The organism is Paenibacillus sp. J31R30, from assembly GCF_059692115.1.
The window spans coordinates 26,263-41,375 of record NZ_JCAUAV010000007.1; the positions used below are offsets into that span (position 1 = coordinate 26,263).

Here is a 15,113-nt window from a genome sequence, read left to right on the forward strand (position 1 = left end):
TGTCTTGACCTTCTCCTTACGTCAACCCTTACGATAATAAGGTAAACACGATCTTAAGGAGGAAATTCAAGAATGCCCAACCATGAAGACATATATCAAACGCAGGCCGAAACGTATGAACTTCTCATTTCGAAACAACCAAGTCTATATGAGGTAATCGAAACAATTAGGCCAGTTGAAGGTTTAGACATAGTAGATATGGGAGCAGGTTCAGGAAGACTTACATGTATGTTAGCCCCAAAAGCTAAATCAATGTTGGCACTCGACGAGTCAGAAGCAATGTTGAAAGTAACGGCAAATAAACTGCAAAAAGCTGGATTACAAAATTGGCGTACACAAGTTGCTGACCATAGAAATCTCCCTGTTGAAGATAAAAGTGTAGATTTAATCGTTTCTGGTTGGAGTATATGTTATTTAGGTAGTACTAACGTTCAAAATTGGAAAGAAAATATCCATCAAGTCATGATGGATATTAAACGTGTTCTTCGACCTGGCGGTAGTGTCATTATTTTTGAAAATTTCGGAACAGGTTCAGAAATACCCAATCCTCCAAGTTTTTTAAAAGGATATTTTGAACTACTTGAAAGTGAATATGGTTTTTCTCATACATGGATACGAACAGATTATGATTTTGATAGCATGGATGAAGCTGAAAGACTTACAAGGTTTTTCTTTGGAGATCATTTAGCTGACAAAGTTATTAAAGAACAAATGACTCATTTACCTGAGTGTGCCGGAGTTTGGTGGCTAAACGTATAAAGCCTTAATTAGGGGTGATAATCACTTCACACAGTTAAATGCCGAGTAGCTCTAGAGGTAAAAAGGCATAATCTCCGTTCTTAACAATGCTGCCTCTGCGAACGGGAATACGATGTTTGAAGATGGGGCCATCGATGACTGTTGTATGGAACTCGCCGCCTTCTCCGCACGGGTCAATACCACGAGCTTGTAGTTCTTTTACGTAGTCGAGAGTTAACGTTCGGCCCAGATCTTCTTCCCGCATCCCTAACGATAAATTTACTGTGACGAGGATAGATACAAATCCTAGATCTATAAACTCTGTGATAGCTTCAACATGGTCCATTTCCCATAGCGGCATGCCAAGCTTTAAGCCGGTAGCTTGGGTAACCTTGTCATGCCAGCAGCCAACAACTGGCATATCCAAGTCTCCTGTAACTAATACTTCTGCGCCTTGACGTTTCGCTTCTTCCAAAAGGCCCATAAACACGTTTTCGTAGTCATCCCAACTTGCAGCCGCCGTATAAACGGATAAGCCGATAGATTCGGCTTGGGCGCGGATCAGCTCAGGAGGCATTCCGTGGGATCTAGAACGTTTCCCTTCTTCCTCCAGCATGACGATGAGTCCGATTGGTTCTCCAACCTTCATTGATTTATAAAGTGCCAGGACGCTATCCTTTCCCCCGCTAAAAGAAGCTATAAATTTTTGCCCGTGAGCGCCATTTTTCCAGTTTACAATGCTGTTCATTCCTATCGTTCTCCTTTGTTTTTAAGCTCTAATAATTATATCATGACTTGCTTTGGAATAATTCTCGATCTCCGCTCTCAACGTAGGGGCTACGATAGCTAATTACTGTATAGGTTCCAACCGATATTGACATTTATTGATTTTGATGTAAGATTGAATTAACTGAATGTTCGAATAAATTCATTGACGAGAAAGAGTACACTAAGCCCTTGTTCCACAGAGAGTTGGCACACGCTGAAAGCCAACGTTCAAGCCTTAGTCGAAAATCCTCTCCGAGAAGGAAAGCTGAAGTAGTTCAGTAAGCTGACCCGGGATCCAGCCGTTACAATGGACGCGTATGATGGTACGTAGTGAGAGGTGTCGTAGGATTATGTTTTTCATAATCTGTGCGGAACTAGGGTGGTATCGCGAGATGAAATCTCGTCCCTTATGGGGCGGGATTTTTTTGCGTTTTGGGGGTGGTTCCGTCAATGAATGAACTTCAAGTTGTATCCAGAGAGAGGATGGGAAGTATGAGAAAAGTTGATGTGAAAGAATTGGCAAGGGCCCGCGACCTTCGTGTGCTTGAACAGTGGAAACAGAACGATACATTCAGAAAATCGATTGAAAACCGGGAGAGTAAACCGAATTTTGTGTTCTACGAAGGACCTCCGACTGCGAATGGGGAGCCACATATCGGGCACGTACTTGGGCGTGTTATCAAGGACTTCATTGGCCGTTACAAAACGATGTCCGGTTACCGCGTCGTCCGCAAAGCGGGCTGGGATACGCATGGTCTTCCTGTCGAGCTAGGTGTGGAGAAAAGATTAGGTATTTCCGGCAAACAGGAAATCGAGACATACGGAGTCGCCGAATTCGTGGAGAAGTGCAAAAGCAGTGTGTTCGAATATGAGAAACAGTGGCGTGAAATGACCGAAGCGATCGCCTACTGGACAGACATGGAGAACCCGTATGTGACGCTGACGAACGCGTATATCGAGAGTGTATGGCACATTTTAGCCACGATTCATCGAAAAGGGCTGCTGTATAAAGGACATCGCGTAAGCCCGTATTGCCCTGATTGTCAGACAACGCTTAGCTCTCACGAAGTTGCGCAAGGTTATGAAGATGTCAAAGATTTGAGTGCCACCGTGAAATTTACTAGCACGAATAGTCGAGAGCATTTTCTGGCATGGACGACAACGCCTTGGACGTTGCCTGCCAACGTCGCTTTGGCTGTTAATAAAGATTTGGATTATGCCAAAGTTAAGCAGAATGGTGACGTATATATCGTGGCCAGCAATCTAGTTAAAAAGGTCATGAAAGAGAACTATGAGATCCTATCCACGCATAAAGGTTCTGAGTTTGTAGGCACTACGTATGTGGCGCCATTTGGCTATATGCGTGTGAATAAAGGGCATATCGTTGTAGACGCGGACTATGTCAGCGACACCAGCGGAACTGGCATCGTCCACATTGCGCCAGCTCATGGAGAGGATGACTATCGCACCGTTCGGCAGCACGAATTGGATTTCGTGAATGTCGTGAACATGGCTGGTCGATATACCGATCAGATCACAGATTTTGCAGGAAGGTTTGTGAAAGATTGCGACATCGATATTGTTAAAAACTTGTCTGAGCGTCATCTATTGTTTTCCAAAGAACGTTATGAACATAGCTATCCATTCTGCTGGCGCTGTAAATCACCGCTTCTCTATTACGCGACGGAGAGTTGGTTCATCCAAACGACAGCCATCAAGGAGCAGTTGATCGAGAACAATCGTCAGATCTCCTGGTATCCATCACATCTTCGTGAAGGACGATTTGGAAAATTTCTGGAAGAACTCGTCGATTGGAATATCAGTCGGAATCGCTACTGGGGGACGCCGCTAAATGTGTGGGTTTGCCAAGATTGTTCAGCGGAATATGCACCGGGCAGCCATCAGGATATGCGTGATCGGTCCATCGATCCCATTGAGGAAAGTCTTGAGCTGCATAAGCCCTACGTGGATGATGTGAAGCTTCGGTGCTCTTGCGGCGGTACTATGGATAGAACTTCAGAAGTGATTGACGTCTGGTTCGATAGCGGGTCCATGCCTTTTGCTCAGTATCATCAGCCTTTTGAAAATATAGAGCAATTCCACGAACAGTATCCTGCTGATATGATCTGCGAGGGGATTGATCAAACGAGAGGTTGGTTTTTCAGCTTACTGGCTGTCTCCACACTATATAATGGGAAAGCTCCCTATAAGGCCGTCCTATCAACAGGTCATGTACTGGATGAGAATGGTCAAAAGATGTCCAAGAGCAAGGGCAACGGTATTGATCCTTGGGAAATCATTAACGAATTTGGAGCCGATGCTTTCCGATGGGCATTGTTATCCGACAGCGCACCCTGGAATAGTAAACGGTTCTCAAAGCAAATCGTAGCCGAAGCGAAATCAAAAGTCATCGATACGATCACGAACACACATGCTTTCTATACGTTGTACGCGATGATTGATCGATATAAACCCGAAGAACATCCGCGGCAGATCTCTGTAAATGTATTGGATCGCTGGATCGTGTCAAGATTGAATAGCACCTTGCTGGACGTTGTAAAAGGGTTGGAGATCTACGATTTCTTGAATCCAGCGAAGCATATCGAATCTTTTGTAGATGAACTAAGCAATTGGTATATCCGGCGTTCTCGGGATCGTTTTTGGGGGAGCGGATTAACCGCTGATAAACTATCAGCGTATCAAACATTACGTGACGTTCTGCTGACGCTTGCACAAATGATCGCACCGTATGCCCCGCTTATCGCAGATGATTTGTATGATAATTTGGGAGGCGTGGCAAGTGTTCACCTTACCGATTATCCAACGATGAACGAGTCCGTACGTGATTTGTCACTCGAAAATGATATGGAAGCTGTGCGGCAAATCGTAGAATTGGCACGCAATATTCGGAATGAAACAGGAATCAAGACCCGTATGCCGCTGTCCGAGCTGCTCATTTCATTTGACCGTGTCTGTAACCTTGAACAATTCGAAGACATCATCAAAGAGGAGATCAACGTTAAAGAAATTCGGGTCGTGCAGAGTGATGCCGGCTTTGTACACTTCAATTTCAAATTAAATTTGAAGACAGCAGGCAAAAAGTATGGCAAGTTCGTAGGACCCGTACAAAATCATTTGAAGCAGCTTTCAGCTGAACAAACGAAAGTTGCCTTCGACAACGGCTTTCTGGATATTACAATCGATGGTGAAACATTTCATGTTCTGCTCGATGATTTACTTGTGGAGAAACAAGCAAATGATGGCTTCGCATCAGCAACGGGTTACCAAATGACAGTCGCCTTGAATACGACAATTACCGAGAAGTTGGAACAGGAAGGTGTTGTTAGAGAGGTCATACGTACCGTTCAGGATTATCGTAAAAGGCTTGGGCTCCCTATCGAAAAACGTGTCAATCTCGTTCTCGATGTAGATGAGAAGTTGAAAGCAGCGTTAATGCGTTTTGAGCATGTTTTGCAGGAAAACGTATTACTGACCGGTGTTAGATATGCGAAAGAAGCCGATATGGAATTCGTTTCGTTCGGGGAATATCATTTTGGTTTGCTGATTGAGTAATAAAGCAAAAAATCAAACAGGCTGCCAGTACATGGGCTGCCTGTTTGAATTGTGAATGAATATTGAACATTGGTGAATTATCGATGAAGAATGGCAAAATACGACAAATTTCTAAAAAAATCTATTTTATTATATTATTGTAAGTCACAAATTCTGCAATACAAAAGGAGTTAGATTTTAATGCAACAAGTATCTGATTATCTGTTTATGAGTTCTTTAATTCTATTAGTAGTAACTTTAATTTTTAAAGGTTTAGGTTCAACAGGAGCTTCTAACGCTACAGGAAATATTGATTTACAAATGCAACAAAACCACAGGAATGACTTAGTAAAGCAGGATTCAATTATTTCTAGGATTTATAAGTCTTATTTCGTATGGATTTCAATTGCTGGGATTGTAATTTCAATAGTCCTATCTAAAGTTTAAGTGAGTAATGCTGTAGGGCTTGCTTGCAGCGTTGAATCAATCAAAATGAGCAGGTTGCCGAGGCAGCCTGCTCATTTTTTTAATCGAAGGGCAGTTCAACGGAACATATATATCACCCTTATTAACGTTGCGAATTCCTGTACTGCAAAGGCGACAGATCGGTCCAACGGCGGAACTGTCTGCTGAAACTGCCTAAACACGAGAAGCCTAGCTTATCACTTATAGCTTCCATTGAAAGTCCGGAGTGCAGAATTAATGCCTCCGCCTTTTTTACTTTAAGCATACTTAAATACTGACGAGGGGCGATACCATAAACCTTCTTAAATACTTCATTACAATGGCTTCTACTAATATATAATTTTTCAGCAATTCCATTAATAGTGATGGTGGATTCCATGAATTCATGGAGCATCCGTTCAATGGTATTGGCTAGTTCAATTTCTCCTTTATTCAGCATCTTGTTATTGAGAATAATGCGATCATTAGGATGTGATACCAGTTGAAGTACTTCTTTTAACAACCGGAGAAACAGGGATTGAATGAGTAATTTTTGAATCGTATTTAAATTGCCATTCTCCGACGGGTTTTCTGCGATCTCTCTTTGAATGTCCGTAAACAAGGTTTGTAAAATGGAAATGGGACCTCTTAGATGAACAAAATTCATATTTTTCAGTTCATTTCGAGCCTCAACATCTTCTACATCAAAATGCATCGAAAAATAAGCAAGCGCATCTTTGGATACATTTATCGTGCTGTGGTTAACTCCTGGACCAATCAATAACCAATCTCCACTCTTCATTTCTATAGATTCCCCATGAATCCATTCCATGAAGTTTCCTGTATGACAATATAGAAGTTCATAACCTTTATGATTATGCAGATGATACGACCACCCTGGCTCTACGATTGTAAAATGGCTAGATCCTATCAGGATAGGATTGTTCATTGCACGCACCTTAAATGGCTGTTCCAAATGTAATCACTCTCCAAATCGTCTATTCTAAGTATTAACGACAAAAGGTTAAATTTCAAGCTCGTTCTGTTGTATGCACAGTGATTTCGTGACGTTACAATAACATTAACAAACATCAAAAGGAGAAATGTGACGATGACAATCTTACTCACGAATGAGCAAATCGAATTTTACAGGAAGAACCATTACTTGCATGTGAAAGGTGTAATCCCATCAGATTTATTGGATCTGGCTACCAGGATCATCATGAATTGGGTTGATGAATTGGTAGAGAAGTGGTGCCAAGAAGGATTGTTGCAGGATAAACATGAGGAACTAGATTTTCAACATCGTCTTGTCGAGCTATGGCGATTAGCTGGTAAACCTAAATATAGCCGTAGTCCTAGAAGAGATCTTGTCGGACCGGATATGTACAATTTCTTCATACATCCTGTTATGTTGAATGTGGCTTCGGATCTACTAAGGACGTCGGAACTTTCTGTCCATGGCATCTTTAATGCAAGACCAAAGCTACCGGACCAGAAGTGGACCGATACACCTTGGCATCAAGATGCCCAATACTACAGGGATGCTGAGAATATACACGTCCTATCGATGTGGATGCCTTTACAAAAGGTGACCGAGGCCAACAGCTGCTTGCAGGTTGCCCCTGGCTTTTTTACAGACACTTTATTAGAAGGTGCGATTGACGAAGAAACCAATTTCCTCGGGCTGCGCAAAGAAGATGCTAAGCATTTGAATGGCCTTTCCATAGAGATGGAGCCAGGAGATGTACTCTGTTTTAATCAATTGCTTCCTCATAGGGCTCTTCCTAATAAATCCGATCAAGTACGATGGTCCATGGATATTCGTTATGAAGCAACGCCTACAGCAACGGCAACCGGGAAGGCTCAGGGTTTTGTAGCACACAGCCTTTCCAATCCCGAATCTGTAGAAACTTATGAGCAGTGGTTAGAGAAATGGTCGAATATACCTATCGGAGCGTATTAGAGGACAGCCTATCTGTTTGCTTTCTACATTTCCTTTTGGATGAGCATTCAATAAACGGAGAACGATAGCAACATAACAAACAGGCTACCAGCATTGGTAGCCTGTTCAACTATCAGGCAGATTAGTTGAAAGAAGATATTTGCTACATAAAAAGAACAGAAGATATTCTACACTGGGAACAAGGCTTCTATGAGTCAGTAGGATATACACCACAAACTAATAGAGGGTTTAAAAAGAAGCTCAAATAATTGTAGTGAATTTACAATTGTTAAGTTCTGTTGACGAAACTATATCGTCTGGTCGAAATCAACATTTGGATGTGACAAAGCCTTAATTTTTCTTGTCAGTACATAACTCAAGGTGATAAAATATAGCATATAATGAATGAGTATTCATTCACTATTTTGATGATTTGTAAGCGCTTTTATGTTTTCCCGGAATTACTTATCTTGTGAGGATGGGGTAAATTGTTAACCGATACTTTCCAGACGTTATCCTATTTCTTCCGGCGATTCCGAAAACCCTCAGTCGGGAAGTTTTTGATGTTTTTGAAGCGCAGCTTGCGGGAGGAGCTCGAGCTTCACTATAAGACGAATAAAGGAGAGGTTGGTTAAAATGATTGTCGCAGATGACATATTGACAAACTTTGGAATGGACAAGGAAGCCTTTCTACGGCACATGGAAGAAGGAAGAAGAAATTCGGCGATTGAGACACTAGGCATAGAGTATTTGGAATTCCACCCGGATCACGTCGTATTGACAATGCCTGTTTGTCCGAAGACCCATCAACCAGCGGGCATACTGCACGGCGGCGCTTCGGTATTGTTGGCGGAAACGGCGGCTTCCATCGCGTCCTACATTAATATCGACAACCAAAAATATGCGGCAGTAGGGTTGGAGATTAATGCTAACCACATTAGGAGCAAAAGCAATGGTATCGTGACCGCGATAGCTACCCCTGTTCACAAAGGACGCAAAACAATGGTTTGGGATATTAGGATTACCGATGAGCAGGATAAACTGATCTGTATCTCCCGCTGCACCGTAGCTATTATTGATAAGTAATGAATGCCCTACGAATAAGACACGGATCCTACATGGTCCGTGTCTATGTATTTTTGACGGAATTCTGTTTGACAAAAGATTTGATAAATAGAACGGCATTTTGATATTAATTACCGCGTAAATAGCAGTTTTTTTTATGGGATCAAGTTCTTGTCAAAACCCAATGATAAGAACTTGATCCCATTCCCGACAGAGCCATTAAAGAGAATTATTGTTACACTAACGGGAGGATAGTGAAATAGAAAAGACGCGGAGACCGATTGTCCAAATTATGGTAATATCAAATAAGTCATGGACAAAGCATTTAGTGCCGGAGGGATTATTTGAAGATGGAAATCAGAGTGAAATCAGTATATATAGAGGTTATTAAGGAAGATATAACAAAATTAAAAACGGACTGCATAGTAAATGCTGCAAATACAAGTTTACTTGGCGGTGGAGGTGTTGATGGTGCTATCCACAGAGCAGGGGGAAAGGAAATTCTTATAGAATGCATGAAAATAAGAGATAGACAAGGAGGATGCCCAGTTGGCGAGGCTGTAATCACTACAGCGGGGAAGTTAGATGCCAAATTCGTTATTCATACGGTTGGACCTGTATGGAATAATGGAAAAAGTAATGAGGAAGAGAAACTAAAAGACTGTTACATGAATACATTAGTTCTTGCTAACCAATATAATATTGAAAGTATCGCGTTCCCCAACATAAGTACAGGCATATATAAATTTCCGAAAAAGAGAGCTGCCGAAATTGCCATTAGTTCATTTAGGGAATTTATTGAAGGAAATAACTATTCTTTTAAAAGAATTCAGTTCGTTTGCTTCGATGATGAGAATTATCAGATATATGTAAAAACCATTAAAGATTTAGTTTAAATGGTGTTTGTGTTAGACTCACGCATTATTGTAATCACATTTATCAGACTATCCATTGAGCTAACGCAGAACTATAGTTCAAATGGCAAAGAGCTGCAGAGTAAATTTACTGAAAGAAAAGATGCTAACGCGAATGTATTAATAAGATTTGTATGAGGGGTTCGTCTGGAAATTGGGCTAGCAAAAGAAAATGTGAAAAGCGTAAATCTTATTATTGATAGGGAAAGTAAGGTCCCAATTCCAATGCCGAGAGGATAGTGATTGATTTGTTAACTACCGAGAGACAGCTGCAAGAAGCCATTCGAGATAACATGGTCAAGTTCATGCTGGAGATTGGTGATCACAACACGGATGTTGAATTTGAACACAATGACCAAATAACCCGGTACTTGATCAACATTCCCCATCCCATGCTGAATCGGGTACTTCGATCAGAAGCTTCCTCCAAAGAAGAGTTAACCGATCAAGTGCGTCATACAATTGATCGTTATCGACAACATGCATTGCCCATCATGTGGTACAACTGGACTTTGAATGAGCCTACAGAACTCGTATCTCACTTAGAAGAGAATGGATTTCAAAAGATGTGGCAGATAAGTTCCTGAAAATAATGGAGCGTGTCGGATTTGGAGAAGATGCCGCTATCCGCCATTATCTTGGCTGGTTAGACGGAAATCCTGTTTCTACCATAAGCTCATACTGTCATGATAGCATTGTTGGCCTCTATAATGTGGCAACGTTAGAACAAGCTCGCGGGAAAGGCATCGGTAGAGCGACAACTTTGCATCCGATGTTCAAAGAGAAAGAAAACGGCTGCAAAACCGCGATACTGCATGCGACTGCACTAGGATATAACGTTTATAAGAAGATAGGCTTTCAAGATTTCGTTGAGGTCGAGATGTACTTGCTTGCTTAATGTGAGTCTGACCGCTTCCGGTTATAAGCATGGAGGCTGTCTCAAAAGTAACTACTAATAGTGATTCAATCGTTGGAAAAGGTAAATAATTAAATGAAAAAGGAGCTAAGCGACTGTAGTTATATTATAGAAATATAGAATCTAAGATAGAGGAGTAATTATTCTAGGAGATGTAATGATGAACGCTCTACGACTAAAAAGCATAGTAATATTGTTAATTATCTGCTTATTCTTTGGAATATTTCATCTGACCAGTAACGCTGAGGGAACAACAAAATCATTAAACAGCCCCATAACCCGTGGAGAATTTGCATCGTTTATAGCTCAGTTTCTAAAATTATCTGAAACTGCACCGGGCGGTTTCACTGATCTAGATTCTAATCACCCATACTATGAAGAAATAAGGAAATGTCTGGCGTCAGGTATTATTAGTGGATACGAGGATGGTACATTTTTGCCTGACCAGTTCATTCAACGCCAAGAAGTTGCAAGCATTATTGTTAGAGTATTGAACAATTATGAGATAAATATCGATATTGTAGAAAAAGATTTCAGTGACAAGTCAGATATTCAAGAATATGCTCTTGTGGCGGTTAATACTGTTGACGCCTATCATATTATGAAACCCGGCGAGGATAATCGCTTTCGTCCAGATGAACCGATAACACGACAAGAATGGATGTCTGCATATTTACAAATGTCTGACATTATTATGAACAAACTTTATACACCACCGCAGTATGTTTCAAAATTGGAAGAAATCAGACAACCAACTAACTTTACACGAAGTGAAATGACTCCGGAGCAAATCATGGAAAGGGTATCATCTGAATTAATAAATATACCAAACTATTCGTTTTCATATGATCTTGAAGTTGAAAATTATATTGACGGACTTAAAGATGGATCGTTTTCCCATCTAGAAGGAGATGTTTCGACTAAGCCATTAAAAGCTCTATATACTTATCAAAATGGAAGTACACATACGCAAATTTATAGAGATGATAAGCAGATGTTTGTAAAGACGGTAGGTACTAATAACTGGAATAATGTAGGACTTTACAACGACACAAGAGACAGTATACTGAGTCCATACCGGTTAGACAGAGATTTAATTTTAATGAAACAATTATCTAACAGAGTGGAAGCATATCAAGAACATGACCTTATACTTCTAAGTCTCTCCTTAGATGGAGACAATGAGATTAAGTTAGCATCCAAAATATGGACGGAAATACCTGAAATCAAGGATTTTCAAGAGCAGGTTGTTATTGACTCCAAAACTAATCGGATACTTAGCAGAAAGACGGTTATCAAGACACCTGTAATCCAAACATTTCATAGGGAGTATGTTTATAAAATGGAAGCAAAGTACAGCTATGGCGAAGCTAGGGTAATACCAGATATTCCAGCATTTTTGCATAAGTGATTCGACCATGATTATTAAGCTAACGGATTACTATAGCTCAACCAGAAACGAGGCTGCCGGTATGAATCGGTGGCCTCGTTAAGCTATCGGGCAGATAGTTACAAAAAAGAGGAGAAAAGTAAAATGAAGAGTCTTTTCTTAAATCAAGCAATTGAAAATATAAACACCATTAATTGGATGAATAATCATGAAAGAACCGAAGAAGAGTGTAATATGGACGTTTTTTTTGTAAAGGAGTTTTTCAAGCGATTGTCTATTTTTCTTGATTTTCTTTCGGTGGAATCAAAATACCCATATATCGATCCTGTTAAATTGATCAATAAGGAAAGTAAGATTGATTATGATAAGGTTTTTGAGTTATGTCCCAATCTCATTATTGCACCAAATGGAGTAACTAAAGCGTTATGCGTGAATCATGTTATTTGGAGTTCATTAGCAGATGAAGGAGATCCAATTGCAATTCAATTTAATGATCTATTCAAACCGATAATTGATCTTTTTAATGGTGGAGGCTCTTGGAGAACTCATCATGGCATGTTAGATATAAGCGATAAATTCCTTTGTTTCCTCTCAGATTGGAAGGACTTTTATACGATAACGTTGGATTGAAGAAAATGGTTACAGACATTCTAAAGGTTGGGAACTTTAACCTACAGGTTAAGTTATAATTATTACACTTGGGTTCCAATATTAAGCCTATTGGTTATTTGATTATAGGTCAAACGATATTCTTTTCCATTCTTCAGCCCGAATTTTAACGCGTTATTAGACGTTAACTGGAAGAATAAATCAGGTGTCTCTACATTACTCTTCAAAATTTTAAATGTTTTACATCTACCTCCGCGAATAACGGTTATCGTTGTTCTTGTACTGTAAATTCCTAAGTTATCTATGAATGGACCGCCTAAAGTGATGTTATCTCCGTGAAGTTTATTCGGGTCAAGTTTAAAAAGGGCCTGCGAACGGGTAACAGGTGCTCGAAACATTCCCATAATTCTCGTTTTCTCATTAAATACAAGTAAAAAACGTTGTTCCTTTTTCACTCTAAATAACTGAGCTGTTTTGGGATTTAATGAAGCCATACTGAAATCACATTCGGAAGCATCTCCCTTAACAACACGGACCTTTTTCTTTATGGCTCCTCGTTGAAGTATAACTACAGAACCGTCAGGAATTTGAAACAAATTACCTCCGGGTCCTCCACCGCATTCATTAATAAAAAGAATGTTTTGAGCTTGGTTTGGATCAATGCCGAAATCAACAAGTCCTCGAAGAATCATATTATCCGCCTCCAATGTACTATAAATCTATCTTTTGATGTTGCGCTTATTGCGTTGAATGCTGCTTTGTGGGCCAAAGATGACCGTTACATTTGACAAAGGGATTAATTGGATTGAGTTACCATTTACTGTTATTTCCAAAAAAAATCTTTGCCTATCTGAACGATCCGTCTAATCTCTGTTGCAATGTTATAGGCGTTTGTCGTGTTTGACGTATTCTATAAGGGGCAGATTTGACCATCTTTGTTCCCAACTTTCTATATCAATGTATGTTAGAGATTCATAGAGTGTCTGGATGTTATAATTATTAAATTGCTACATTTCTGTTGAAAAGAAAACAAAGAGCCTCCCCCGCGCTGCGAGAAGTATTATTTGCTGTCGTAATTACCCAACCTTCGAGGAACTTCATAAGGACATCGATGCGTACATTTATTTTTATAATAACGAACGTTTGCAGGCAAATCTAAACGGCCTTAGTCCGATAGAATTCAGGACCAAGGCCGCTTAACTGATTTTTATTATAATGTCTAACCTGTTTTGGGCACATTCAACCGCTGAAAGTGGGGGGAGTGGGCCTCTTTCCATCTATGACGGCCAAGTTCCCTGAATTCGCAAACACGAAATAAATCCGATTTTTTAAATTGAAAATAACGCATCTTCGATATCTACCACTAGACAAGCAACAAATGAAATTCTGTGCAGTACACAACCTCGCCTAGGCGTAGGCATATGCGAAGCCGGTTAATTCGACTGCGGGGAGTGTTAGGGATGCGATCGTTGGGCGGCAGTGTAACCGTAAGGAATGGGGAATTAATCGTCTGACGAATAAGAGAGCGGGCTTTTGCCACATTCTTCGAAAAGATCGCGCTCGTTAATGTTTTGGCATAATTGCTATCCTGGGCAATTCTTCTGTATAACGGAATTAATGTTTTGGCTAATGCTCGAACATGGGAAGGGCGTAACGCAGAACGTCCGATTACGAGATCGAAGGCATTGCAGAAACTCGTCAAGAATGCAGCGCCCATGCAAGCAGAGAAATTTCCCGGTGTTCCTGCCTCTAATCGTAACAATTTATTATTGCCAAAAGAAAATGGACCTAGGGTATCTTCTAATAAATCAAGCAACCGCTCTTGCTTGCCAAGCTTCAGAACACGGGTTAACGCACCTGCGAAGCGGGGATTTGACACAATGCGATTCAATAGACTTCTCATCAGTACAACATTTGCAACCAAGTTTCTCCTATATAAATCCATGTTAATTTCTTGTGAAGGTTTTAAGCGAGCTAGGATTTTTGTTCTTTGGGTGGAACTGGTATTGTTTATTCGTCTTCCGATACGGAATATGTTCTTTCTAGTATCATACTGTACGATATAGGTCGCGTTGTTTCTTAGTTTAAATAATCTCTGGTTGGATCCCGTTAATTTGAAAGCCGGTTGGATATCGTCTTCAAATGCTTCAAAAACGACGGAGAGGTTGCGTCGAATCTGGGTTCCACGTTTCACGATTATTTTTTGTCCATCTTTTAGAAATCCGAAAACATCGTCCGTAAATCCAATTTCGTCCGGAGTTACAAAGGTGTTGTTCGTAAATTGATCTATCGTTCTTATGAGCATTCCAGAACCTCCATAACATGAAATTATTTCAAATTATGTACGGATTACTTGGATTGCTACTACTAATGCCCATTTGTCCTTTTGCTTCAAGCGGAGTATTAAAAAAGCTACTTAGATGCCATCGGTATTTACGTAATATCCAGGGTAACGTTCTATGTTCGATTCAACAGAAAAACCGTTAGCCGGTGATTTTACCAGACAAAAAGTTGTAAAGCATCCACATCAGAAATAAAGTAATCAATATCCCAATTAGTATCATTGTTTTTATATTTCTGGATAAACCGGACCTCTCAATTTCTACCCATAGATCTTTAATATCTCTAGGAAGAATCCCGAAATTCAACATGAATACGATAAACAGAATCAAAAAAGCTATAAGTCCAACAATAATGCCCATTATAACGCCCAATAAGCCCCCTCCATAGTTTTCTTTTAATTTGGTATTCTCCAAATAGTCCGTACAAATA

General features: G+C 40.3%; 15 protein-coding genes, 1 pseudogene and 1 other annotated feature. Of the genes and pseudogenes, 11 read left to right on the top strand and 5 right to left on the bottom strand.

The features are described 5' to 3' along the window. The first annotated feature begins 72 nt into the window (after positions 1-72). On the top strand, positions 73-759 hold the full coding sequence (locus tag AC58QO_RS21950) for a class I SAM-dependent methyltransferase (RefSeq protein WP_497269236.1): 687 nt from the start codon (positions 73-75) through the stop codon (positions 757-759). A 34-nt stretch (positions 760-793) separates the two neighbouring features. Here the strand turns inward: AC58QO_RS21950 and AC58QO_RS21955 are convergent, their stop codons facing one another. After that, positions 794-1,486: a Dph6-related ATP pyrophosphatase gene (locus AC58QO_RS21955; protein ID WP_497269238.1), complete on the bottom strand. Its 693-nt coding sequence runs from the start codon at positions 1,484-1,486 to the stop codon at positions 794-796. 174 nt (positions 1,487-1,660) lie between these two features. Further along, positions 1,661-1,917, top strand: a binding site (T-box leader). Between the two features lie 81 nt (positions 1,918-1,998). Between AC58QO_RS21955 and ileS the strand changes: the two genes are divergently transcribed. Together ileS and AC58QO_RS21965 are read left to right on the top strand one after the other, a co-directional pair. Continuing rightward, positions 1,999-5,079 (top strand): isoleucine--tRNA ligase, encoded by a 3,081-nt coding sequence (gene ileS / locus AC58QO_RS21960; protein ID WP_497269609.1) that lies wholly within the window; start codon positions 1,999-2,001, stop codon positions 5,077-5,079. A gap of 180 nt (positions 5,080-5,259) precedes the next feature. Continuing rightward, positions 5,260-5,505, top strand: coding sequence for a hypothetical protein (locus tag AC58QO_RS21965; RefSeq protein ID WP_497269240.1), 246 nt, complete (start codon positions 5,260-5,262; stop codon positions 5,503-5,505). A 121-nt stretch (positions 5,506-5,626) separates the two neighbouring features. Here AC58QO_RS21965 and AC58QO_RS21970 read toward each other — a convergent pair whose 3' ends face one another. Further along, a complete protein-coding gene (locus tag AC58QO_RS21970; RefSeq protein ID WP_497269611.1) occupies positions 5,627-6,451 on the bottom strand; it encodes an AraC family transcriptional regulator in 825 nt (274 codons plus the stop codon). Between the two features lie 162 nt (positions 6,452-6,613). Here AC58QO_RS21970 and AC58QO_RS21975 point away from each other — a divergent pair, with 162 nt between their 5' ends. From AC58QO_RS21975 to AC58QO_RS22005, 7 genes are all read left to right on the top strand, one after another. Then, positions 6,614-7,468, top strand: coding sequence for a phytanoyl-CoA dioxygenase family protein (locus tag AC58QO_RS21975; protein WP_497269242.1), 855 nt, complete (start codon positions 6,614-6,616; stop codon positions 7,466-7,468). Between the two features lie 678 nt (positions 7,469-8,146). Then, positions 8,147-8,533 carry a hotdog fold thioesterase gene (locus AC58QO_RS21980; RefSeq protein ID WP_497269613.1) on the top strand — a complete coding sequence of 129 codons (387 nt, stop codon included), beginning with the start codon at positions 8,147-8,149 and terminating at the stop codon, positions 8,531-8,533. Between the two features lie 329 nt (positions 8,534-8,862). After that, positions 8,863-9,408 carry an O-acetyl-ADP-ribose deacetylase gene (locus AC58QO_RS21985; protein ID WP_497269615.1) on the top strand — a complete coding sequence of 182 codons (546 nt, stop codon included), beginning with the start codon at positions 8,863-8,865 and terminating at the stop codon, positions 9,406-9,408. Positions 9,409-9,674: 266 nt separating this feature from the next. Beyond that, positions 9,675-10,013, top strand: a complete 339-nt coding sequence (locus AC58QO_RS21990; RefSeq protein WP_497269244.1) for a hypothetical protein — start codon at positions 9,675-9,677, stop codon at positions 10,011-10,013. Next, entirely contained in the window at positions 9,995-10,324 is a 330-nt protein-coding gene (locus AC58QO_RS21995) for a GNAT family N-acetyltransferase (RefSeq protein ID WP_497269246.1), read from the top strand. Before AC58QO_RS21990 ends, AC58QO_RS21995 begins: the two co-directional genes overlap by 19 nt. A gap of 175 nt (positions 10,325-10,499) precedes the next feature. Continuing rightward, positions 10,500-11,753: an S-layer homology domain-containing protein gene (locus tag AC58QO_RS22000; RefSeq protein ID WP_497269248.1), complete on the top strand. Its 1,254-nt coding sequence runs from the start codon at positions 10,500-10,502 to the stop codon at positions 11,751-11,753. Between the two features lie 123 nt (positions 11,754-11,876). Next, positions 11,877-12,362, top strand: coding sequence for a hypothetical protein (locus AC58QO_RS22005; protein ID WP_497269250.1), 486 nt, complete (start codon positions 11,877-11,879; stop codon positions 12,360-12,362). Between the two features lie 62 nt (positions 12,363-12,424). On the opposite strand, the gene AC58QO_RS22010 is transcribed toward AC58QO_RS22005, so the two are convergent. After that, a complete protein-coding gene (locus AC58QO_RS22010; protein ID WP_497269252.1) occupies positions 12,425-13,033 on the bottom strand; it encodes a hypothetical protein in 609 nt (202 codons plus the stop codon). 379 nt (positions 13,034-13,412) lie between these two features. Here AC58QO_RS22010 and AC58QO_RS22015 point away from each other — a divergent pair. Next, positions 13,413-13,541 (top strand): annotated as a pseudogene (locus AC58QO_RS22015) (IS3 family transposase); the annotation flags it as partial. A gap of 163 nt (positions 13,542-13,704) precedes the next feature. Here AC58QO_RS22015 and AC58QO_RS22020 read toward each other — a convergent pair. Together AC58QO_RS22020 and AC58QO_RS22025 are read right to left on the bottom strand one after the other, a co-directional pair. Further along, entirely contained in the window at positions 13,705-14,646 is a 942-nt protein-coding gene (locus AC58QO_RS22020; RefSeq protein WP_497269253.1) for a hypothetical protein, read from the bottom strand. A gap of 178 nt (positions 14,647-14,824) precedes the next feature. Beyond that, positions 14,825-15,055 carry a hypothetical protein gene (locus AC58QO_RS22025; protein ID WP_497269255.1) on the bottom strand — a complete coding sequence of 77 codons (231 nt, stop codon included), beginning with the start codon at positions 15,053-15,055 and terminating at the stop codon, positions 14,825-14,827. Between the last annotated feature and the right edge of the window lie 58 nt (positions 15,056-15,113).